At 71.2% G+C, this 20,832-nt stretch carries 19 protein-coding genes; 12 read left to right on the plus strand and 7 right to left on the minus strand.

Going from position 1 to position 20,832, the window contains the following annotated elements; genetic code table 11:
• Positions 1-10: 10 nt before the first annotated feature.
• Entirely contained in the window at positions 11-697 is a 687-nt protein-coding gene (locus ACH4S7_RS30495) for a hypothetical protein (protein ID WP_398524571.1), read from the plus strand.
• 118 nt (positions 698-815) lie between these two features.
• Positions 816-1,154, plus strand: coding sequence for a DUF2516 family protein (locus tag ACH4S7_RS30500; protein WP_398524572.1), 339 nt, complete (start codon positions 816-818; stop codon positions 1,152-1,154).
• A 38-nt stretch (positions 1,155-1,192) separates the two neighbouring features.
• Here the strand turns inward: ACH4S7_RS30500 and ACH4S7_RS30505 are convergent, their stop codons facing one another.
• The 3 genes from ACH4S7_RS30505 to ACH4S7_RS30515 all read right to left on the minus strand — a co-directional run bounded on the left by ACH4S7_RS30505 (position 1,193) and on the right by ACH4S7_RS30515 (position 5,111).
• Entirely contained in the window at positions 1,193-2,452 is a 1,260-nt protein-coding gene (locus tag ACH4S7_RS30505) for a PP2C family protein-serine/threonine phosphatase (protein ID WP_398524573.1), read from the minus strand.
• A gap of 373 nt (positions 2,453-2,825) precedes the next feature.
• Positions 2,826-4,028, minus strand: coding sequence for an NlpC/P60 family protein (locus ACH4S7_RS30510; RefSeq protein ID WP_398524574.1), 1,203 nt, complete (start codon positions 4,026-4,028; stop codon positions 2,826-2,828).
• A gap of 258 nt (positions 4,029-4,286) precedes the next feature.
• Positions 4,287-5,111, minus strand: a complete 825-nt coding sequence (locus ACH4S7_RS30515; RefSeq protein WP_398524575.1) for a class I SAM-dependent methyltransferase — start codon at positions 5,109-5,111, stop codon at positions 4,287-4,289.
• 686 nt (positions 5,112-5,797) lie between these two features.
• Between ACH4S7_RS30515 and mshA the strand changes: the two genes are divergently transcribed.
• The 3 genes from mshA (at position 5,798) to ACH4S7_RS30530 (ending at position 9,449) form a co-directional block, all read left to right on the plus strand.
• Positions 5,798-7,138, plus strand: a complete 1,341-nt coding sequence (mshA, locus tag ACH4S7_RS30520) for a D-inositol-3-phosphate glycosyltransferase (RefSeq protein ID WP_398524576.1) — start codon at positions 5,798-5,800, stop codon at positions 7,136-7,138.
• Positions 7,131-7,628, plus strand: a complete 498-nt coding sequence (locus ACH4S7_RS30525; protein ID WP_398524577.1) for a YbjN domain-containing protein — start codon at positions 7,131-7,133, stop codon at positions 7,626-7,628. Before mshA ends, ACH4S7_RS30525 begins: the two co-directional genes overlap by 8 nt.
• Positions 7,629-7,706: 78 nt before the next feature.
• Entirely contained in the window at positions 7,707-9,449 is a 1,743-nt protein-coding gene (locus ACH4S7_RS30530) for an MFS transporter (protein ID WP_398524578.1), read from the plus strand.
• A gap of 93 nt (positions 9,450-9,542) precedes the next feature.
• Here the strand turns inward: ACH4S7_RS30530 and ACH4S7_RS30535 are convergent, their stop codons facing one another.
• Entirely contained in the window at positions 9,543-9,905 is a 363-nt protein-coding gene (locus ACH4S7_RS30535) for a hypothetical protein (RefSeq protein WP_398524579.1), read from the minus strand.
• A gap of 225 nt (positions 9,906-10,130) precedes the next feature.
• Between ACH4S7_RS30535 and ACH4S7_RS30540 the strand changes: the two genes are divergently transcribed.
• Positions 10,131-11,063, plus strand: coding sequence for a hypothetical protein (locus ACH4S7_RS30540; RefSeq protein ID WP_398524580.1), 933 nt, complete (start codon positions 10,131-10,133; stop codon positions 11,061-11,063).
• A 36-nt stretch (positions 11,064-11,099) separates the two neighbouring features.
• On the opposite strand, the gene ACH4S7_RS30545 is transcribed toward ACH4S7_RS30540, so the two are convergent.
• The gene (locus tag ACH4S7_RS30545) at positions 11,100-12,491 is read right to left on the minus strand and encodes an MDR family MFS transporter (RefSeq protein WP_398524581.1); all 1,392 of its coding nucleotides are present in this window, start codon (positions 12,489-12,491) and stop codon (positions 11,100-11,102) included.
• Positions 12,492-12,643: 152 nt separating this feature from the next.
• On the opposite strand from ACH4S7_RS30545, the gene ACH4S7_RS30550 reads away from it, so the two are divergent.
• Positions 12,644-13,402: a phosphoglyceromutase gene (locus ACH4S7_RS30550; protein ID WP_398524582.1), complete on the plus strand. Its 759-nt coding sequence runs from the start codon at positions 12,644-12,646 to the stop codon at positions 13,400-13,402.
• A 481-nt stretch (positions 13,403-13,883) separates the two neighbouring features.
• Here ACH4S7_RS30550 and phoU read toward each other — a convergent pair whose 3' ends face one another.
• Positions 13,884-14,561 carry a phosphate signaling complex protein PhoU gene (gene phoU / locus ACH4S7_RS30555; RefSeq protein ID WP_398524583.1) on the minus strand — a complete coding sequence of 226 codons (678 nt, stop codon included), beginning with the start codon at positions 14,559-14,561 and terminating at the stop codon, positions 13,884-13,886.
• 198 nt (positions 14,562-14,759) lie between these two features.
• Between phoU and ACH4S7_RS30560 the strand changes: the two genes are divergently transcribed.
• Both ACH4S7_RS30560 and ACH4S7_RS30565 read left to right on the plus strand, forming a co-directional pair.
• Positions 14,760-16,226: a sensor histidine kinase gene (locus tag ACH4S7_RS30560; RefSeq protein WP_398524584.1), complete on the plus strand. Its 1,467-nt coding sequence runs from the start codon at positions 14,760-14,762 to the stop codon at positions 16,224-16,226.
• The gene (locus ACH4S7_RS30565; RefSeq protein ID WP_018847140.1) at positions 16,223-16,903 is read left to right on the plus strand and encodes a response regulator transcription factor; all 681 of its coding nucleotides are present in this window, start codon (positions 16,223-16,225) and stop codon (positions 16,901-16,903) included. Before ACH4S7_RS30560 ends, ACH4S7_RS30565 begins: the two co-directional genes overlap by 4 nt.
• A gap of 160 nt (positions 16,904-17,063) precedes the next feature.
• Here ACH4S7_RS30565 and ACH4S7_RS30570 read toward each other — a convergent pair whose 3' ends face one another.
• Positions 17,064-17,789: a DUF461 domain-containing protein gene (locus ACH4S7_RS30570; protein ID WP_398524585.1), complete on the minus strand. Its 726-nt coding sequence runs from the start codon at positions 17,787-17,789 to the stop codon at positions 17,064-17,066.
• A 731-nt stretch (positions 17,790-18,520) separates the two neighbouring features.
• Between ACH4S7_RS30570 and ACH4S7_RS30575 the strand changes: the two genes are divergently transcribed.
• From ACH4S7_RS30575 to ispF, 3 genes are all read left to right on the plus strand, one after another.
• The gene (locus tag ACH4S7_RS30575) at positions 18,521-19,003 is read left to right on the plus strand and encodes a CarD family transcriptional regulator (RefSeq protein ID WP_003953493.1); all 483 of its coding nucleotides are present in this window, start codon (positions 18,521-18,523) and stop codon (positions 19,001-19,003) included.
• Between the two features lie 528 nt (positions 19,004-19,531).
• Positions 19,532-20,284: a 2-C-methyl-D-erythritol 4-phosphate cytidylyltransferase gene (ispD, locus tag ACH4S7_RS30580; RefSeq protein ID WP_398524586.1), complete on the plus strand. Its 753-nt coding sequence runs from the start codon at positions 19,532-19,534 to the stop codon at positions 20,282-20,284.
• Positions 20,274-20,804 carry a 2-C-methyl-D-erythritol 2,4-cyclodiphosphate synthase gene (ispF, locus tag ACH4S7_RS30585; protein ID WP_398524587.1) on the plus strand — a complete coding sequence of 177 codons (531 nt, stop codon included), beginning with the start codon at positions 20,274-20,276 and terminating at the stop codon, positions 20,802-20,804. Before ispD ends, ispF begins: the two co-directional genes overlap by 11 nt.
• Positions 20,805-20,832 lie beyond the last annotated feature (28 nt).

Genomic DNA, 20,832 nt, shown 5'->3' on the forward strand with positions numbered 1-20,832 from the left:
GACCACAGTCATGGCCATCACCGACGACCTGCGTAAGACCTTCACCGACCCGACCCCCTTCTACTTCGCCGCCGGCACCGCCGACATCGCCGTACAGCAGGCGCGGAAGGTGCCCGCCCTGCTGGAGCAGCTCGCGGCCGATGCGCCGGGGCGGATCGAGGCCGTGCGGAACACCGACCCCAAGGCCGTGCAGGAGAAGGTGACCAGCCAGGCCCGGGAGGCGCAGGCCACCGTGCAGGCCAAGGTCACGGACATCATCGGGGGATTCGGGGGGTTGGACGCCGACCTCAAGAGGATCGGCGAGACCGCCCAGGACCTCGCCCTGCGCGGTGTCGGTGTCGCCGCCGAGTACGCCGTCAGGGCCCGGGAGACGTACGAGAAGGTCGCCGAGCACGGTGAGCAGACCGTACGGACCTGGCGCGGCGAGGCCGCCGAGGAGATCACCGAGATCGCCGTCGCCGTCGAGCCCGAGCCGGTGAAGCCGCAGCCCGTGAAGACCCAGCCGGTGAAGCCGCAGAGCGTGAAGCCGCAGTCCACGAAGGCATCGCCCGCCAAGACGCAGCCGGAGCCGGTGCGGTCCGCGTCGGTGAAGTCCGAGTCAGCGGCGGCCGAGCCCGCCGCGTCCGCCAAGGTCACAGCCCGCAAGACCACCCCGCGCAAGCCGGCCGCGCGCAAGACCACACCGCCCGCCAAGTAACCGGAGCCGGTGCCCTCAGGTGGAAAGGGCCGGGCATCTTTTGGGGTGCCCGGCCCGTTCTCCGGGTACCTTGGCGGCGAGGCGCTTCATCACTCTCTAGGCGTAGGCGGTGCTCACCATGTTGCGCGCGGGATTCGACTTCACCCTCTGGCTACTGCTGGACCTGGTCTTCCTGGTCACGTCCGTGACCGCGCTGATCCTGGCCGCCGTCGCGCGCGACGACGCCTATCGCGCCGCCGACAAGCAGAACAAGAACTTCTGGCTGATCATCCTGGGCATCGCCGTCGCGGTGAACCTCTTTGTGCCGATGCTCTTCCTGTCCATCGCCGGACTGATCGCCAGCATCGTCTTCTTCGTCGATGTGCGGCCCGCTCTCAAGCAGGTGTCCGGCGGCGGTCGGCGCGGCGGCGGTTCCAGCAGTGACGGACCGTACGGCCCCTATAACGGCGGCAGGTAGTCCGCAGGGGCTTCACCCGCTCCCGGCGCCCCCTCCGCTCAGCCTCTCGGCTCGGTCCCTCGACTGAGCAGCAGTACGGCGACGTCGTCGGTCAGATCGCCGCCGTTCAGCTCGCGGACCTCCGCGACCGCCGACTCCAGCAGCGCCTCGCCATCCAGACCCGCCCCGAGCTGACGGTTGACCATCGCCGCCAGACCCTCGTCCCCCAGGCGCTCCTTCTCGCCGGGCCCCGAGCGGCCCTCGATCAGCCCGTCCGTGAAGAGCATCAGCCCCCAGACCCCACCGAGCTGGACCTGGTGGCGCGGCCAGCGGGCGCGCGGCAGCAGACCGAGCGCCGGGCCACCGCTCTCGTACGGGAGGAGTCGCTCGGCGCGCCCGCCCCGGGTGATCAGCGGCGAGGGGTGGCCCGCCAGACAGAGCCCCGCGCGTCTGCCGTCCGGCGCGATGTCGATCGTGCACAGCGTCGCGAAGATCTCGTCGCTCTCCCGCTCGTGCTCCAGCACCTGCTGGAGGGTGGAGAGCAGTTCGTCCCCGCACAGACCCGCGAAGGTCAGCGCTCGCCACGCTATCCGCAGCTCGACGCCGAGCGCCGCCTCGTCGGGGCCGTGCCCGCAGACATCGCCGATCATTGCGTGGACCGTGCCGTCCGGGGTGCGGACCGTGTCGTAGAAGTCGCCGCCGAGCAGCGCCCGCGAGCGGCCGGGCCGGTAGCGGGCGGCGAACCGCAGATTCGAACCCTGGAGCAGGGGCGTGGGCAGCAGCCCGCGCTCCAGCCGGGCGTTCTCCTGGGCGCGCAGTCGGGACTCGGCGAGCTTCATCTGCGCGGTGTCGGCGCGCTTGCGCTCCACCGCGTACCGGACGGTCCGGTTCAGCAGCCGTCCGTCCAGTTCGTCGCGGAAGAGGTGGTCCTGTGCGCCGACCCGTACGGCCTCGGCCGCCCGCTCCGCGTCGCCCGAGGTCGTGAGGGCGAGCACCGCGTGCCGGGGCGCGAGCCGCAGTACGTCCTTGAGCGTGGCCAGGTCGTCGTCGCCCGCGCCGGGCAGCGCGAGATCGACGAGGACGCAGTGGACGTCATCGGTGAGCAGTCGCTCGGCCTCGGTGAGATTGCGCGCGCTGCGGACCCGGACCCGGGCGCCACCGGTGTCGGGCAGCTCAGGGACGCTGAAGCTGCCCGTGGGGTCGTCCTCGATGACGAGGACGGTGAGGTCGCCGCCGGTGCCGGCCGTGGTGCTGCCGGTGCTACCGGTCGCGGTCTCCGCGACGGAAGCACTCCTCTGCCGAGGTACGGGTGCGGGCATTGATCGGGTTTCCTTTCCCTCCCCCGAGGGCGCGGCGGGACGACGAACGACGTCCCGCCAGACGGGGACCATAGCGGTAGCCCCGACCGTAGTGGAATGCGGACGGACGGCGACCGGGTGCCATGTGTCCGTTATGTGGGGGCAGTTGGCGGCCTGGTCATGACGAACATCACGCACCCGGGCCGTGATCGGTCGCAACGCGAATACAGCGTGTTCCGATGTTGGGACGATGTTGGGACGAGGCCGGTACGGAACGTCACCGTGAGGGTGGTGCGGAGCCCCGCGGCGGGGGCCCGTCCGCCGCCCGCGGGCGGCGGCGCCGGGCGGACCGGGGCGCGGCGCGGACCCCGGGCCCCCCGGCCGGGGGCCTCGCTCACCTGTCCGGGCGCACGACCCCGAGGATCTTCATGGAACCGGCCCCCGCGATCGACACATACCGCCCCGGCCTGGGCGCGTGCACGATCGAGCCCTCGCCGATGTACATCCCGACATGGCTCGCGTCCGCGTGGTAGATGATCAGGTCGCCGGGCCGTATATCGCTCATCGTGATCTTCGGTAGCTGTCGCCACTGCTCCTGCGAGGTGCGCGGGATGCCCTTGCCCGCCGCCGACCACGCCTGCGAGGTCAGCCCCGAGCAGTCGTACGCCCCCGGGCCCTCGGCTCCCCACCCGTACGGCTTCCCGATCTGCGCCTTGGCGTACTCGACCGCCCGGTGGCCCTGACCGGCCGGCTGCCCGGCCCCGCCGCCCGTCGATCCACCCGTCGGCCCGCTCGGCGACTCGGCCGCCTTCTGGAGGGCGCCGGACCGCAGCCAGGCCGCCTGGGCGCGCTCCGCCGCCTGCCGCTCCAGCACCAGCAGCCGCGCGCGCTCCTCCTTCTCCAGCGCGTTCTCGATCTTCCGGGCCGCCGCTATCTTCGTGTCGATCTTCTTCTTCGCGGCGGCCTGTTTGATGCGGTTGGTCTCCAGCTTCCGCCACTGGGCGCTCGCGTCCTGGCTGTACGAGGCCAGCTCGGCCTGGGTCCGGTCCAGGTCGTTGAGGAGATCGCGGGTCGCCTTCATGCCCTGCTGGATGCGGCCCGCGCCGTCGAGGAAGAGCTGGGGGTCGTCCGTCAGCAGCAGATGGGCCTCGGGCGGCAGCCCGCCGCCCCGGTACTGCGCGCGGGCGGCGGCGCCCGCGCGGGCCTTGAGGTCGTCGATCCTGGCCTGGCCCTTGACGACCTCCTGCGCCAGCTTGACGATCTCGGCTGACTGCCGCTTCGTCTCCTCCTCGGCGAGGTTGTACGCGTCCGTCGCGGAGACGGCCTGGTGGTAGAGGCTCTCTATCTCCAGCCGGATCTCGTCCAATGACTTCCCCGGACCGGTGCCGGGCCCGGTGCGGGGCGCGGCGTCGGCCGACGGCGGCGCGGGCGCGAGTGGCGCGAGCGGGGCGCCTGGCAGCAGCGGGGCGCCGGGGGCACTCGGTGCGTTCGGTGCGTTCGGCGCGAGAGGGGCCGCGAAGGCGGTGCCCGGCGCCGTGAGGACGGTCAGCGCGCAGACCAGCGTGATCGCGGCAGTGGCACAGCGGCGTCGGTTCACGACTCCCCCTCCGGCTATATCTGATTTACCGTCAGTAACATATGAGTGTTGTCGTGATGGTGCCACGGCGCCCCGCAAAGTGACAGAGGCCGTCCCCAGATCGCCCCACCCCGAGTCGATCACTCATTCGTCCACTCATCCGTCAGTGACGAATGGTCCGTACCCCGCGTTCCCTCCCGAGCCGACATCCTCAGGATTCGTACGCATGTTCACTCGTGTGGGGGACGCGGGGCCGGCGGGGGAGTCAGACGGGATGTGTCAGACAGGGCCCGGGCCCTCGGGAGCCAGGGCCGCCCACTCCACCGTGACCTCCCCCTGCCGCCACCGCCGCCGGTCGTCCCGCAGGGGCCAGTCCGCGCTCACATCCCGTACGGCCCTGATCCACCGCTGCCGCGCGCCGAGCGGGGCGTACGGGGCCGCCGCCGCCCACGCCCGGTCGAAGTCCCGCAGGAAGGCGTGGACCGGCTCGCCCGGCACATTGCGGTGGATCAGCGCCTTCGGCAGCCGTTCCGCCAGATCGGACGGGCGGTCCAGGGAGCCGAGCCGGGCCGCGAAGGTCACCGTGCGCGGCCCCTCCGGCCCGAGCGCGACCCAGACGTGCCGCCGCCCGATCTCGTCGCAGGTGCCCTCGACCAGCAGCCCGCCGGGCGCCAGCCGTCCGCACAGCCGCGCCCAGACGGCCGCGACCTCGCCCTCGTCGTACTGCCGCAGCACATTGGCCGCGCGGATGAGCACCGGGCGCGGCACCGCCCCCCGGCCGCCCGAGCCGGCCAGTTGGCCCAGGGGGATCTCGAAACCGCCGTGGTGGAAGCTCAGCCCTTCCTGCTCGTACGGCCGCGCCGCCGCGACCCGCGCCGGGTCGATCTCGATCCCGACCACCTCGCAGCGCGGATCGGCCGTGCGCAGCCGCCGCAGCAGTTCGAGCGTGGTCCAGGGAGCCGCCCCGTATCCGAGGTCGACGGCCACCGGCCGGTCGCTGCGGCGCAGCGCGGGGCCGTGGGTGGCGGCGATCCAGCGGTCCATGCGGCGCAGTCGGTTGGGATTGGTCGTCCCGCGGGTGGCGGTACCGACGGGGCGGGTCATGGAAGCGAGGGTATGCGCCCGACACCGGGACCGGCGCGCCCGGGCCCCTGAGCCCGGACCCCTGCCCCGGACCGCTCGCGTACGGCTCCGTCCCCGCCCGGCCCCGTACATCCTCGGAGCCGTCCGCCCCCGCACCCGTACATCCTCGGAGCCGTCCGCCCCACCCCACCCCGCACGCCCCTGTCATCCCGAAGCCGGCCGCCCGCCCGGCCGGACACGCCCCGGCCCGCGGTCGGCCCGCCCCCGGCCGGACAGCCCCCGCCCGGACACGCCCCGGCTGAGCACGCCCGGCCGGACACGCCCCAGCCGGACCCCCGCCCGGGCATGCCCCAGCCGGACCCCCGTTCGGACACACCCTCCGCTCGGACACACCCCCCGCCCGGTCACCCCCCGCCCGGTCACGCCACCCCGAAGGCAACGTTTTGGTAAAGCGGGGCGGCGGCGGAAATGGAAGGACGTCATCCGCTGTTTACGCGCGGTGGAGGGGACGGCCGTGCGCGCGTCCCCTCACGTCCGGAACGGGCCCCGTGCCCGTGCCCACCGTCAGACCGTCAGATCCGACCGCCAGACCCCACCGGCAGACAGGCCCGGAACGTGCCAGGAACAGGCCCGGAACACCGGCAGCGCGCCACGCCGGCAGCGAGCGACACCGGCAGTGGACTGCCGGAACGAGGAGGTTCTCCGACGTGAGCCAGTACGTCTCCCGCCTCGGCAACGGCTTCATGGCTCCCCGCCTCCGATTCCCCGCGCACCACCGCAAGCCGCGCCGGATCGCCATGCTCAGCGTCCACACCTCCCCCCTGCACCAGCCGGGCACCGGCGACGCGGGCGGTATGAACGTCTACATCGTGGAGTTGGCGAAACGTCTCGCCACCCTCAACATCGAGGTCGAGATCTTCACCCGGGCGACCGCGGGCGGCCTGCCCCCGTCGGTCGAACTCGCGCCCGGAGTCCTCGTCCGGCACGTCGACGCGGGCCCCTACGAGGGCCTCGCCAAGGAAGACCTCCCCGGCCAGCTCTGCGCCTTCACCCACGGCGTGATGCGGGCCTGGGCCCGACAGCGCCCGGGCCACTACGACCTCGTCCACTCGCACTACTGGCTCTCCGGCCATGTCGGCTGGCTCGCCGCCGAGCGCTGGGGCGTGCCGCTCGTCCACGCCATGCACACCATGGCCAAGGTCAAGAACGCCGCGCTCGCCGACGACGACACCCCCGAACCCGCCTCCCGGGTCATCGGCGAGACCCAGATAGTGAACGCGGCGGACCGGTTGATCGCCAATACGGCGGGCGAGGCGGACGAACTGATCCGCTTCTACGACGCAGATCCCGCGAAGGTCGCGATCGTGCACCCCGGCGTGAATCTGGACCGTTTCCGCCCGGCCGACGGCCGGCGCGCCGCCCGGGCGCGGCTCGGCCTGCCGCAGGACGCCTTCGTCCCCCTCTTCGCGGGCCGCATCCAGCCCCTGAAGGCCCCCGACATCCTGCTGCGCGCGGTCGCCCGGCTGGTCGAGCGCGATCCCGAGCTCCGCTCCCGGCTCCATGTCCCGGTCGTCGGCGGCCCGAGCGGCAGCGGTCTCGCCAAGCCCGAGGGCCTCCAGAAGCTGGCCTGTCGGCTCGGTATCGCGGATCTCGTCCACTTCCATCCGCCGGTCGGTCAGGAGGCGCTCGCGGACTGGTTCCGCGCGGCGTCGGCGCTCGTGATGCCCTCGTACAGCGAATCGTTCGGCCTGGTCGCGATCGAGGCGCAGGCGGCCGGCACCCCGGTGGTGGCGGCGCGGGTCGGCGGACTGCCGGTCGCGGTGCGCGACGGCCACACCGGCATCCTGGTGGACGGCCACGACCCCGGCGACTACGCCCACGCCCTGCACCGACTGCTGACGGACGAGCCGCTGGCCGCCCGGATGGGTGCCGAGGCGGCGCGCCACGCCGAATCCTTCGGTTGGGGCACCGCGGCGTCGGCGACGGCGGACGTCTACACGGCGGCGATGTACGAACACCGTCGGCGGGTACGCTCGCACCATGTCTGACGACGACGTACGACGGTACGCGGCGGTCATCGAGAAGGCCCTCGGCGACGCCGAGCTGGCCTGGGAGAGCCCGGAGCCCGGCGCGTACGTGGTGACCCTCCCGGGGACCCGGAAGCTGTCCACGACCTGTTCCCTGCGCATCGGCAGACACTCCCTCTCCGTGAACGCGTTCGTCGTCCGCCACCCCGATGAGAACGACGCGGCGGTGCACCGCTGGCTGCTGGAGCGGAATCTGCGGCTGTACGGGGTGGGGTACGCGATCGACCCCCTCGGCGACATCTATCTGACCGGCAGGCTCCCGCTCTCCGTGATCAATCCGGAGGAGCTGGACCGGGTGCTGGGGTCGGTGCTGGAGGCGTCGGACGGCGCGTTCAACACACTGCTCGAAATGGGATTCGCGAGCGCCATCCGCAAGGAGTACGCCTGGCGGGTGTCGCGGGGCGAGTCCACCCGGAATCTGGACGCCTTCACGAATCTGACCGGCGGCTGATCCTCCTTTCCCCGCTGAGACCGCCCGCCGCGCGATTCCGGGTGTGCGGGCGGTCCCGACCCGGGCAAGAATTCCGACATGAGCGACATTTCGGACGGCGCTGACCCCGGCGCGGCTGGCGGTGCCCCGGCTACGGGTGGCTCCGGCACGGCCGGCAACACGGGCTCCTCCGACCCACCCCCTCCTCCCGCCTCGGGCTCGACCCCCTCACCAACACCAACCTCCGCCGCATCACCGAACCAGGGCCTGGCGCTCGCCGCGATGATGTTCGCGGTCTCGATGACCTTCATCGACCAGACGATCGTCGCCGTCGCCGCCCCCGACATCAGTGACGAACTGAACCTCTCCTCCTCCGGGCTGCGCTGGGTGGTCAACGCCTATCTGCTCGCGCTCGCCGCGACCTTCGCCCTCGGCGGCCGGCTGGCGGACATCCACGGCCATCGCCGCGTGATGCTGGCCGGCACGCTCATCTTCGTCACCGCGTCGGTGCTCTGCGGCTGCGTCCCCGCCACCGGTTTCGCCCAGACCTGGATGATCATCTTCCGGGCGGTCCAGGGCGTGGGCGCCGCCCTCCTCTTCCCCGCCGCGCTCGCGGTCGTCGTCGCCGTCTTCCCGGTGGAACGGCGCGGCCGGGCGCTCGCCCTCTTCTTCGGGGTCGCCGGCGGCCTGACCGCGATCGGCCCCCTGCTGGGCGGCTGGCTGACGGCCTGGACCTGGCGGGCGATCTTCTGGGTCAATGTGCCGGTCGCGCTGATCGCGATCGTGCTCACCCTGCTGGCCCGCATTCCCAACGTCGTACGGAGGGAACGCCTCGACCTGCCCGGCGCGGTCTTGGTGGCGGCGGGCATGGGCCTGAGCGTGCTGGGCCTCCAGCAGGCGGCGGAGTGGGGCTGGGGCTCCGCCGCGACCTGGTCCTGCATCATCGGCGGCTTCGCCCTTCTGGTGGCGTTCTGCGCGTACGAACTCCGCTATCCGGAACACCCCCTGATCAATCTGCGGGTCTTCCGCGACCGGGCCTTCTTCGTCGACAACGCGGTGCTGTTCTTCGCGATGCTGGCCTTCGTACCCCTGTTCTTCTTCGCCTCCGTGTACGCACAGGTCTCCCTGGGCAAGACGCCCAACGAGGCCGCGCTCTACCTCCTCTACTTCTTCCTCGGCTTCGTCGTCGCCTCCCAGATCGGCGGCCGCCTCCTGGACGGACGCGGCGCGCGCTTCCCCATGGTGCTCGGCTCGGCGCTGGGCGCGGCCGGATTCGCGCTGTGGGCCTGGAAGATGACGGATCTGTCGGTCGGCGCGCAGTGGCCGTACGTGGTCCTCGCGGGCGCGGGCATCGGCTTCGTGCTGGCCCCCGCCTCGACGGACTCGGTCAACCGCGCGATCGACGCGTCGTACGGCGAGGTCACCGGCATCACCCAGACCGTCCGCAACTACGCCGCCGCGGTCGGCCTGGCGGTCTTCGGCACCGTGCTCAGCCATGTCACCGTCGACAAGGTCGCCGCGACGCTGGAGTCCCGCGGCGTCCCCCCGGGCGCGGCGGACGACGCGGCCCGCGGTGTCTCCCAGGCGGTCGCGGCCCACGGCGGCGGCCACCGTCCGACGGGCGACGGCCCGGTGGCCACGGCCCTCCGGGAGGCGGGCGACGCGGTCCGGATGGACTTCGCCGAGGCGAACCAGTGGGTGTTCTACGGAATGGCCATCGCCCTGGTGGTGTCCTTCGCCTGCGCCCTGACCCACCCGGGCACCCGCGTGACGGCGACCACGCCCCCGCGCGAGAGCGAACGCTCCAGGAAGGGCGAGCGGATGGTGCCGGAACAGGAATGAGGAAGTGGGAAGCGAGTAGGACCCGGTGGGCCGGCCGGTGGTACGGGTGGCGCGGACCCGCTCCAGGGCGGCGCGCGAGAGGTTGCCCGAGCCCTACTCCGGTCGGCAGAGATCGAAGCTGTACGACGCCTCGCACTCGGTCGTCTGTTCCACCACGCCGCTGCCGCGCACGATTTGGAAGAGGCTGACCACGACCAGGACGGCCAGCAGGGCCTTCACCTTCGTCGTCAGCTCGGCGTTGATCCGGGCGGCGAAGAACGTCTTCACCGCGTGGATGAGCGCGATGATTCCGCCGCCGAACGCGGTCAGATTGAAGTAGCTGTACTCCATCAGCTCGCCGTTGACGATCTTCTTCGATTCGAAGACGGCCGGCAGGAGGAACGGCACTATCGCGATCACGGCTATGGCCACGGCGATCCGGACGTCGCGTGGGCGTCTGCGCAGGGATTCGAACACGCGGTGATCGTAGCCGGGCGTATGTGCGCCGGTAAGGGGCTTCCCACACCCCGGACCCGGTGCGCGGCCGGGGGGTCCGACGCCGGAACGGGCCACCGCGCTGGCCGAGTTGTGAGATCGGTGTCCGGACCGCCGCTCCGGACATCGATCTAGATGTCGCTCCAGAGCATGAAATGCCGGTGAATGCACACCGCGTCGGACCACCACCGGTTAGCGTCCGCCGATGTGACCGGTAGGCAGTGGTTCCGTACGGCGGCGACGCGCCGCTCCGCACCCGAGGGCGGCGGCGTGGGGTCGGCCGCGCCCGGTCCGGACGTCTCGGCGGCGACACGGCGGCGCCGGGCCCGGGTGCGGTACCTCCTCGCGGCGTTCCTCACGGCACTCGCCACTTCGCTGGCCGCCCTGCCCGTGGACGCCGCCAGGACCGGCGTGGGCGCGCTCTGGCGGACCGTCCTGGACGAACCACCGGGGAGCCCCCTCCAGGCCACCGCGGATCGGGCCGCCGATGTGGAGCGGTGCACGCCCTGGCGACTGCCCGGGGCGGCGTCCGCGGTCGAGCCCCGGCTGGTCGAGGCGTGGCCCGACGGCGGTCCTGACGACTGGAGCGACCCGAACCCGTTGTACGAGCCGCTGCGGTCCCTCGGCTCGCACCCCAACACCGCGAATCTGAGGTTCACCCTCAGTACGAAGAGCACGACTCCGGTCCTGGTCACCGCCATGACCTTGGAGATGACGGAGCGGCGGCGGTCCGCCGGTACCGCCTGGATCTTCCCCGACACCGGGTGCGGAGGCGGCGAGCCACAGCGGGTGTTCGAGGCGCGTCTCGACCCGGGACGGGCGCGGGTCGATCCCGTTCCCGTACCGAACGCCGAGGGCCTGCGGACGCCTCCGTTCCCGTACCGCGTCACCCCGGACGACCCCGATCACTTCCTGCTCGGGGTGCGGGCCGAGCGCTGCGACTGCGCGTGGCGGGTGCGGTTCGACTGGACCCACGAGGGACGGACCGGCACCACCCGTCTCGACGCCGGAGGTGATCTGCGCACCTACCCGCTCGACCCGGACCAGGGGTTCAGCTGGGACGGGAGGGCCGCGAAACTCCGCAAAGAGGTGGACGGCGGCTGGGTGATGCCGCGACCCGGGCCCTCCGTGGCCCCGTAGCCCCGTAGCCCCGTAGCCCCCGTAGCCCCCGTACGGTCAACGCGCCGCGTCCTCCCGCGACTCCGCGCCCTTGAGCAACTCCGGGCGCGGCACCGCATCAGCCACCGGGCCCGCGAGCACCCCCGCGCCCGCCCCCTCGACCGACTCCGCAAGCGACCCCGCCCCCGCCACTGTCACCGCAGGCGCCCCCGCGCCCGCCACCGGCTCCGAGCCCGCCGCCCCGCCCGCCTCCGGCAGGTTCCGCATCAGCGCCCAGTACCCGGCGCCCGCCGCCGTCCCCAGCACCGCGCAGAGCGCCCACAGCCACTCGGCCCCGTACCCGTCGATGATGAACCCGGCCACCAGGGGCGCGAGCAGGGTCGCCACCGACCAGGTCAGGGTGTACATGCCCTGGTAGCGTCCGCGTCCGTGCACCGGGGAGAGCCGGACGACCAGGCCCGTCTGCGTCGGCGCGTTGACGATCTCGGCCAGCGTCCACACCACCACCGTCAGTACGTACAGCCCGAGCGAACCGGCGAAGGCGGTCAGCCCGAATCCGTACCCCGCGAGCAGCGCGGAGACGATCAACAGCCGTCGTGGGTCGCGGTGTTCGATGAATCGGGTCACCGGGATCTGAAGCGTCACGATCAGTACCCCGTTGACCGCCATCACCAGTCCGTAGTCGGACGACGAATAGCCGTCCGCGCCCATCCCCAGGGGCAGTCCGACCATCCCCTGCATAAAGATCAGCGCGATCACGAACGCCAGGACCACCATGCTCATGAACCGTCCGTCCCGCAGCACGGTCCACAGGCTGACCTCGGCCTCGGCCGTGTCCACCGCCGCCGTCCGCTCCGGGCGGGACTCCGGCAGCTTCACGAAGATGACGATCGCGCACGCCAGTGTCATGGCGCCTTCGATCAGGAAGAGCGCGAGATAGCTGTACGCGGCGATGAAGCCGGCCGCCGCCGACGAGATCGCGAAGCCGAGGTTGATCGCCCAGTAGTTGAGGGAGAAGGCCCGTATCCGGTCCTCGGGCCGGACGATGTCCGCCATCATCGCCTGGACGGCGGGGCGGGAGGCGTTGGTCGCCATGCCCACCAGACACGCCACGGCGGCGATGGCCACCGGGTGCTGGACGAAGCCGAGCACCGCGACCGAGACCGCCGTCGAGCCCTGGGCGATCAGCAGGGTGGGCCGCCGCCCGAGCCGGTCGGCCATCACCCCGCCGCCGAGGGAGGAGACCACGCCGCCGAGCCCGTAGAGCGAGACCACCAGCCCGGCGTACGCGGCCGAGTAGCCCCGTTCGGCGGTGAGGTAGAGCACGAGGAAGGTGGAGACGAAGGCCCCGAGCCGGTTGACGAGGGTGCTGGTCCAGAGCCACCAGAACGCCGGCGGCAGTCCCGAGACGGTCTCCCTCACGGCGCGTCGCAGACCGGCTACGGGCATATGTCCCCCCAGGACCCTCAATGACTGAACAGACGCCTCGGTAAGAGGCTCAATAGGTACGGGGAACTTACATACGGCCGGGTGCCGGGCGCCAGTGGGTTGACACGGACCGTCAATCGAGGAGAGTGCGCGCGTCCATTAGGCTCGGACACATGGCCGACGCACCGTACAAGCTGATCCTCCTCCGCCACGGCGAGAGCGAATGGAACGCGAAGAACCTGTTCACCGGCTGGGTGGACGTCAACCTCACGGAGAAGGGCGAGAAGGAGGCGGTCCGCGGCGGTGAGCTGCTCAAGGACGCCGGCCTGCTCCCCGACGTACTGCACACCTCGCTCCAGAAGCGCGCCATCCGCACCGCCCAGCTCTCGCTGGAGGCCGCGGACCGCCACTGGATCCCCGTGCACCGCTCCTGGCGGCTGAACGAGCGCCACTACGGCGCCCTCCAGGGCAAGGACAAGGCCCAGACGCTGGCCGAGTTCGGCGAGGAGCAGTTCATGCTCTGGCGCCGTTCCTACGACACCCCGCCCCCGCCGCTGGCGGACGGCACCGAGTTCTCGCAGAGCGACGACCCGCGCTACGCGACGATCCCGCCGGAGCTGCGTCCCCGCACCGAGTGCCTGAAGGACGTCGTCGACCGGATGCTGCCGTACTGGTACGACGGCATCGTCCCGGACCTCCTCGCGGGCCGCACGGTCCTCGTCGCCGCGCACGGCAACTCGCTGCGCGGACTGGTCAAGCACCTCGACGGCGTCTCCGACGAGGCCATCGCGAGCCTGAACATCCCGACCGGCATCCCGCTGGTGTACGAGCTGAACGCCGACTTCACCCCGGTCAAGCCGGGCGGCACCTACCTCGACCCGGACGCCGCCGCCGCGGCGATCGAGGCCGTGAAGAACCAGGGCAAGAAGTAGTCGATCCTCGTACGTATGGGCCCCGTCCGGCGTTCGGACGGGGCCCATACGTCGGTACGGGACCGGGCTGCCGTACGGGACGGCCGGGGGCCCGTGCGTGTGTCAGCCGCAGCAGCCGCCGCACTGGCACGGTCCGCCGGACTGGCAGCCGCAGCCGCAGCCCGAGCCGCAGCCGCACGCGCCGGGAACGGGCGGGAGCACCACCTCCACCGGGTGCTCCCGCGCGGGGTCTGTCCTGGGGGAATCGGCCATGGGTTCCTCCTCTGGGACGTACAGACGTACAGGGCAGGCGGCGTACCGGACGTACGGGGCGTACGAAAGGTACGAGGTGTACGAGTCGTGCTGGGGCGTACGAGTCGTACGGGGCGCTCGCTCAGCGGTGCGGCACGGCGCCCGGGGCGGATCGCCGCTGGCCATCTCATGCCCGGCGCGGCGGGCGCATCAACAGCGCGTGGAGGCACACCCGCCGCCCATCAGCTCCCTACGCGCCCTCCACCGGTGTCATCGGCTGCAGCTCGTCCGCGTGCTCGCCCGTCACCAGGTAGACCACCCGCTTCGCCACCGACACCGCGTGGTCCGCGAACCGCTCGTAGTAGCGGCCCAGCAGCGTCACGTCCACCGCCGTCTCGATGCCGTGCTTCCAGCGGTCGTCCATCAGGTGCTGGAAGAGATGGCGGTGCAGCAGATCCATCTCGTCGTCGTCCGTCTCCAGCTGGAGCGCCAGATCGACGTCCTTGGTGACGATGACCTCGGCGGCCTTCGCCATCAGGCGCTGCGCGAGCTGGCCCATCTCCAGGATCGTCGCCTGGAGGTCCTGCGGGACCGTCGCGTCGGGGAAGCGCAGCCGGGCGAGCTTCGCCACGTGCTGGGCCAGGTCGCCCGAGCGCTCCAGGTCGGCGCTCATCCGCAGGGAGGTCACCACGATCCGCAGATCCGTGGCGACGGGCTGCTGGCGGGCGAGCAGGGCGATGGCCCGCGCCTCCAGATCGTGCTGAAGATCATCGACCTTCTGATCTGCGGCAATAACATTTTCGGCCAGCTTCAGATCGGCGTCGAGCATGGCCGTGGTGGCGCGCCCGATCGCGGATCCGACGAGTCGGGCCATCTCGACCAGGTCCTCGCCGATGGAGTCCAGTTCCTCGTGGTACGCGTCCCGCATCGAGTTCCCTTTCCTAATATGAACAGAGGTCCGAATGTGGCTCCGGCCCCCACGCTCCCACGGTGAGTCCGGAACGCGTCCGGGGCCTCCCGGCCAAATGAACCCACTCCGTCACCCCGGTGAACTCTGGGCGACGACTGTTCGAGGTGCCACCCGATTGGCTGTGAGCATGTCCGTGACCACGCATAACCTGGAACCATGGACGTGAACGCGGCGGTGGCCGCACTGGCGGCGCTCGGCGGTCTCCTGACCGGCGTCATCGCCATGCTGGCGTTCCGCTGGAGCGAGCGGGAACAGCGCCGACCCACCCGTACCTCGCTGCATACCGACGCTGTACTGCCCCCCGGAGTGGATACGGTGCTCTCCGTGCTCCGCTCCTCCGCGGTCGTCCTCGACGAGAGCGACTCCGTCGTCAAGGCCAGCTCCGCGGCCTACGCCCTCGGGCTGGTCCGTGGCGGAAAACTGACGGTCGAGCCGATGCTGCAAATGGCTCGGGACACCCGCCGGGACGGAGAGATACGTCAGGTCGAACTGGATCTCCCCCGCCGGGCGGGCCGCGGCGAGGCGCTCGCCGTCTCCGCCCGCGTCGCCCCGCTCGGCTCCCGCCTCGTCCTCCTCCTGGTCGAGGACCTCACCGAGGCCCGCCGCATCGAGGCCGTCCGACGCGACTTCGTCGCCAACGTCAGCCATGAGCTGAAGACCCCGGTGGGCGCGCTCTCCCTGCTCTCCGAGGCGGTCATGGACGCCTCGGACGACCCCGAGGCGGTCTCCCGCTTCGCCGGCCGGATGCAGATCGAGGCGACCCGGCTCACCAACCTCGTACAGGAACTGATCGATCTCTCGCGGGTGCAGAACGACGACCCGCTGGACGACGCCGAGCCGGTCCGGGTCGACGAGCTGGTCGCCGAGGCCATCGACCGGTCCCGGCACCCGGCCTCCACCAAACAGATCACCGTGGTCAGCGGAGGCACCGCCGACCTGCACATCTGGGGCAACCGCGGCAAGCTCGCCGCGGCCCTCGGCAATCTGGTGGAGAACGCCGTCAACTACTCCCCGGCCCGCACCCGCGTCGGCATCTCCGCGCGCCGGGTCCCGGCGCCGGGGGCCTTCCAGGGCGGCAGCTCCGGGGTGTTCATCGAGATAGCCGTCACCGACCAGGGCATCGGCATCTCCGAGCGGGACCGCGAGCGGATCTTCGAGCGGTTCTACCGCGTCGACCCCGCCCGCTCCCGCGCCACCGGAGGCACCGGCCTCGGGCTGGCGATCGTCAAGCACGTGGCCGCCTCGCACGGCGGGGAGGTCACGGTGTGGAGCTCCGAGGGACAGGGCTCCACCTTCACCCTGCGGCTCCCCGAGGCGGGCGCCATAAGGGACCGCGCCAGAATCCGCAACACGGTGGACCACGCTTCCCTCAAGGATCACGCTTCCCCCATGGACCACGGTGACCACCGGGACCATGGTGCTCCCACGGACCATGGATTCCGCCACGCCACAGAGCACGGCCCCCACCGCACGACGGACCACGGACCCCCCACAGATCACGGGACCCACGGCTCCGCGTCGAACCACGACGACTCCGCCGCCGGCCGCTCCGCCGCGACCGGTGACCGGCCCCATGCCAACGATCCGCACACCGACATCCCTGCCCCGGAGGTCCTTCCGTGACCCGAGTGCTCGTCGTCGAGGATGAGGAATCCTTCAGCGACGCCCTGTCCTACATGCTCCGCAAGGAGGGTTTCGAGGTCGCCGTCGCGACCACCGGCCCCGAGGGACTCGACGAGTTCGAGCGCAACGGCGCCGACCTCGTCCTCCTCGACCTGATGCTGCCAGGTCTCCCCGGCACCGAGGTCTGCCGTCAGCTTCGCGGCCGGTCCAACGTCCCAGTGATCATGGTGACCGCCAAGGACAGTGAGATCGACAAGGTGGTCGGTCTCGAAATAGGAGCCGATGACTACGTCACCAAGCCGTTCTCCTCGCGGGAGCTGGTCGCCCGCATCCGCGCGGTGCTGCGCCGCCGCGGGGAGCCGGAGGAGGTCACTCCGGCGGCCCTGGAGGCGGGTCCGGTCCGGATGGACGTGGACCGGCACGTCGTCACCGTCTCCGGGGGCAAGGTCGACCTCCCGCTGAAGGAGTTCGACCTGCTGGAGATGTTGCTGCGCAACGCGGGCCGGGTGCTGACCCGGATGCAACTCATCGACCGCGTCTGGGGCGCGGACTACGTGGGTGACACCAAGACCCTCGACGTCCACGTCAAGCGGCTGCGCGCCAAGATCGAGCCGGATCCGGGCGCCCCGCGCTATCTGGTGACGGTCCGGGGCCTGGGCTACAAGTTCGAGCCGTAGGCCGGCCCGGGCCGCTCCGCGGGGCCTCGGGGAGCGGCGGGTGCCGCCGTCCCGGGACAGCGCTCACGGGGCCGGTGGAGCCGGCAGACGGAAGCGGGGCGCCCCACCGGATCTCCGGTGGGGCGCCCCGCTTCGGTGCGTGTGTACGGCGGTGCGGGGGTCAGCCCGTGGAGTCGGCGGACTCCGAGGCCGGCGTGCCCGGCTCGGACGACGTGCCGTCGCCCGGCTCACCCTCCGTGCCCTGCTCCGTGCCCTGCTCGCCTTCGGTGCCGGGCTGACCGCTCGCCGACTCCGACGGCTCGCCGGACGGCGACCCCGAAGGGGCGGCGGGCGGCTTCGGGAGCGAGCTGGGGCCGAAGCCCTTGAAGTACTCGGTCGCGGGCACCACGAAGGCGTTGAGCTTCACTTCGCCGGTCTCGCTGAAGCGGAAGACCGTCTTCTGCACGCCGCCGATGTTCTTCGTCAGCGCCAGGCCGTTCTCGACCACGGCGGACGCGTTGCCCTTGCCACCGATGACGACCGAGCCCTCGGCCGGGACGGTGATCGGGCCGGTGCCCTCGGCCGGGGTCAGCTTCACCGAGCCCGCGTCGCCCGTCAGGCTGATCGCGTCGATCGTCTGCGCCTTGCGGCCCGCGTTGAAGATCGTCGCGGAGATCACCGCGGGACCCTCGGTGGACGCCTTCGGCTGGGTGATCACGTTGGCGTTCTGGACACTGATCGTGTCGACCGTCGCCTCCGCGGTGTCCGGCTTGATGCCGAGCGTCTGCGCGTTGTTGCCCGCGCCGCAGGCGGTGAGCGCGGTGAGCGACAGCGCCACGGCGGTCACGGCGAGGGCGCCGCGGCGCAGGCGGGGGGCGCTCCCGGACGGAGTTTGGGGGAGGCTCACGGCGGCGGCATCTCCTTGCACGTACGGAACTGACGGTTGACGGGGCGTACGAACCGGCGTAATGCCTGGCGGGACCGCGCTAGTTCGCGATACGTCTGGATCACGTCAGTTCGCCGTCAGATTACAGAGCCACCGCTCTCGCCCCGCACCCGACCCGCCCCTTTGCGGCGGAGGCGTGGCGTAGGCGTGGCGGAGGCGGGCCGAAGACGCGACCCCGGCGACTTCCGTGAGCGTTCCGTACCGCTCGTGTGGCCGCCCCACCGAAGTTTCGGACGCGGTGTTTCACGCACCGTTCGGATATCCGTGGTGATCAATTCCCGGTACGGTCCCGGCCGGGGTCCCGCTCGGTGGTCACGGTGCCGGACCCGTATTTCCTTCCGAATACCCTGGGCATACCTTCGGCTTGTCTTCGTTGATCAATTTCGGATTCTCCGCCACATCCGGCCGAACGGGTGACCGACACCCGAACGGAGTAGGGGGAGTTCGCACCGAGAACCCGGCAAATCGGGACGTTTATCCACGCTCCAGGGCCCTCCGCCCCGGTGGGCGGCCGTGTTTGCGGGCCCCTGTGCAACGGCTCCCACCTGCGAATACCTCCTTCCGGAAGTCGTTCGCAGCACGATCCTGGCGCTGTTGTCAAGCCCCGAGATATGCCCTGACCTGCGAAAACGCCATTCAGTAGAAGCTGTATCCGTGTTACCCTGGATAGCCACGGAAGGGGTACCTGTCACATGACGTTCAAGGTTGGCGACACCGTGGTCTATCCCCATCACGGGGCCGCGCTGATCGAGGCCATCGAAACTCGCCAGATCAAAGGCGTGGACAAGACCTACTTGGTGCTCAAGGTCGCCCAGGGCGACCTGACGGTTCGCGTGCCCGCGGACAATGCGGAGTTCGTCGGCGTACGCGATGTGGTTGGTCAGGACGGGCTCGACCGGGTCTTCGAGGTGCTGCGCGCACCGTATGCCGAAGAGCCGACGAACTGGTCCCGTCGCTACAAGGCAAATCTGGAGAAGCTCGCCTCCGGCGATGTCATCAAGGTCGCCGAAGTAGTGCGCGACCTGTGGCGTCGTGAGCGCGAGCGCGGTCTTTCCGCGGGTGAGAAGCGGATGCTCGCCAAGGCCCGCCAGATCCTGGTGAGCGAGCTGGCCCTCGCGGAGAACACCAACGAAGACAAGGCCGAAGCCCTGCTTGACGAGGTCCTCGCGTCCTGACACCTGGATATCCGAGGTCGCCTGGAGATCCAGTCATCTGGACATCCACGGCTGGATGAGCATCCGGGGATATTCGGGGTCAGCCCGAATGTTCGGGGGCCAGCCCCTGGAAATCAGCTCCGGATCATCAACCTCGGACCATCAGAACTGCTGCGGTGCCCGCTGACATGTCATGATCACCATTGATCACGGTCTGTCGCCGGGCGCTGCGGCATGTCCGACTGCGACACTTCATGCTGCGACATTCCTGACGCGACACTTCTGTACCAAGGCGTGTCTGGTCCTGCCTGGCAGTACCTGTATGCACCTGTTTTCCGTATGCACCTGTACCCGTATGCGGCTGTCCCATGCACAGCGGTCGCGCCTGCCACGGTCCCACCCACAGCGGCAGCTGTCCGCTGTGGTGTGCCGGGCCCGGACGGCTGGCGCAGACCAGTGGTCACGGAAGGGTCCGTCAAGGCGTCGCGCCCGGCACGCTGTGGCCATACCCATGTCGGCCGAGGAAACAAACCTGCCGGAGTGCAACCGATGTCAGACGAACCGCTTCCGCCCCGTACCGCCGCGGTGATCCCGGCCGCCGGCCGGGGGGTCCGCCTGGGCCCCGGCGCCCCCAAGGCGCTCCGGGCGCTCAACGGCACACCCATGCTGGTGCACGCCGTACGCGCCATGGCCGCCTCCCGTGCGGTCTCCCTCGTCGTGGTCGTCGCGCCCCCCGAGGAAGCGGCCACGGCCGCCGTGCGGAACCTGCTCACCGAAGTCGCCCTGCCCGACCGCACCGATGTCGTCGTCGTGCCCGGGGGTGAGACCCGTCAGGAGTCCGTACGGCGCGGACTGGACGCACTCCCCGACGACATCACGATCGTCCTCGTCCACGACGCCGCCCGCCCGCTCGTGCCCGTCGACACCGTCGACAGCGTCATCGAGGCGGTCCGGGACGGTGCGCCGGCCGTCGTGCCCGCGCTGCCGCTGGCGGACACCGTCAAGGAGGTCGTGCCGGGGGAGCGGGGCGAGCCGGAGCCGGTCGTCGCCACGCCCGAGCGGGCCCGCCTCCGCGCCGTACAGACCCCGCAGGGCTTCGACCGTGACACCCTCGTGCGCGCGCACGGCGCCGTCGAGGCGCAGGGCGAGGACGCGACCGACTGCGCGGGCCTGGTCGAGCGGCTCGGGCAGCGCGTCGTCGTCGTGCCGGGGCACGAGGAGGCGTTCAAGGTGACCCGTCCACTCGATCTCGTACTCGCCGAAGCGGTACTCGCCCGCAGGAGGGCCAACGATGGCTTCTAGCAGCCGCCCGACCGTCCCGCTGGTTGGCATCGGGACCGATGTGCACGCCTTCGAACCGGGCCGGGAGCTGTGGTGCGCCGGGCTCCTCTGGGAGGGCGAGGACGGTCTCGCCGGGCACTCCGACGGCGATGTGGCCGCGCACGCCGCCTGTGACGCCCTCTTCTCCGCCGCGGGCGTCGGCGACCTCGGCGCCCACTTCGGCACCGACCGGCCCGAGTGGTCCGGCGCTTCCGGCGTCACCCTCCTCACGGAGGCCGCGCGGATCGTCCGGGCCGAGGGTTTCGAGATCGGCAATGTCGCCATCCAGGTGATCGGTGTCCGGCCGAAGATCGGACGGCGTCGGGACGAGGCGCGGAAGACGCTGAGCGCGGCGATCGGCGCCCCGGTCTCGGTCTCCGGCACGACCACCGACGGCCTGGGCCTCACCGGCCGGGCGGAGGGACTCGCGGCCATCGCCACGGCGCTGGTGTTCCGTGCGGAGGGACGCACGGAGGGACAAGCCGAGGGACAAGAGGGATAAGCGGCGGCACCCGACCCGGATGCCGTGA

The sequence above is a fragment of the Streptomyces sp. NPDC020965 genome, assembly GCF_044333555.1.
Lineage (GTDB): Bacteria > Actinomycetota > Actinomycetes > Streptomycetales > Streptomycetaceae > Streptomyces.

Coding starts and splice junctions, on each gene's coding strand:
- ACH4S7_RS30560 (WP_398524584.1), top strand. CDS start 14,760: ATGGACGTGAACGCGGCGGTGGCCGCACTGGCGGCGCTCGGCGGTCTC.
- ACH4S7_RS30545 (WP_398524581.1), bottom strand. CDS start 12,491: ATGCCCGTAGCCGGTCTGCGACGCGCCGTGAGGGAGACCGTCTCGGGA.
- ispF (WP_398524587.1), top strand. CDS start 20,274: ATGGCTTCTAGCAGCCGCCCGACCGTCCCGCTGGTTGGCATCGGGACC.
- ACH4S7_RS30530 (WP_398524578.1), top strand. CDS start 7,707: ATGAGCGACATTTCGGACGGCGCTGACCCCGGCGCGGCTGGCGGTGCC.
- ACH4S7_RS30525 (WP_398524577.1), top strand. CDS start 7,131: ATGTCTGACGACGACGTACGACGGTACGCGGCGGTCATCGAGAAGGCC.
- phoU (WP_398524583.1), bottom strand. CDS start 14,561: ATGCGGGACGCGTACCACGAGGAACTGGACTCCATCGGCGAGGACCTG.
- ispD (WP_398524586.1), top strand. CDS start 19,532: ATGTCAGACGAACCGCTTCCGCCCCGTACCGCCGCGGTGATCCCGGCC.
- ACH4S7_RS30495 (WP_398524571.1), top strand. CDS start 11: ATGGCCATCACCGACGACCTGCGTAAGACCTTCACCGACCCGACCCCC.
- ACH4S7_RS30515 (WP_398524575.1), bottom strand. CDS start 5,111: ATGACCCGCCCCGTCGGTACCGCCACCCGCGGGACGACCAATCCCAAC.
- ACH4S7_RS30500 (WP_398524572.1), top strand. CDS start 816: ATGTTGCGCGCGGGATTCGACTTCACCCTCTGGCTACTGCTGGACCTG.
- ACH4S7_RS30505 (WP_398524573.1), bottom strand. CDS start 2,452: ATGCCCGCACCCGTACCTCGGCAGAGGAGTGCTTCCGTCGCGGAGACC.
- ACH4S7_RS30550 (WP_398524582.1), top strand. CDS start 12,644: ATGGCCGACGCACCGTACAAGCTGATCCTCCTCCGCCACGGCGAGAGC.
- ACH4S7_RS30575 (WP_003953493.1), top strand. CDS start 18,521: ATGACGTTCAAGGTTGGCGACACCGTGGTCTATCCCCATCACGGGGCC.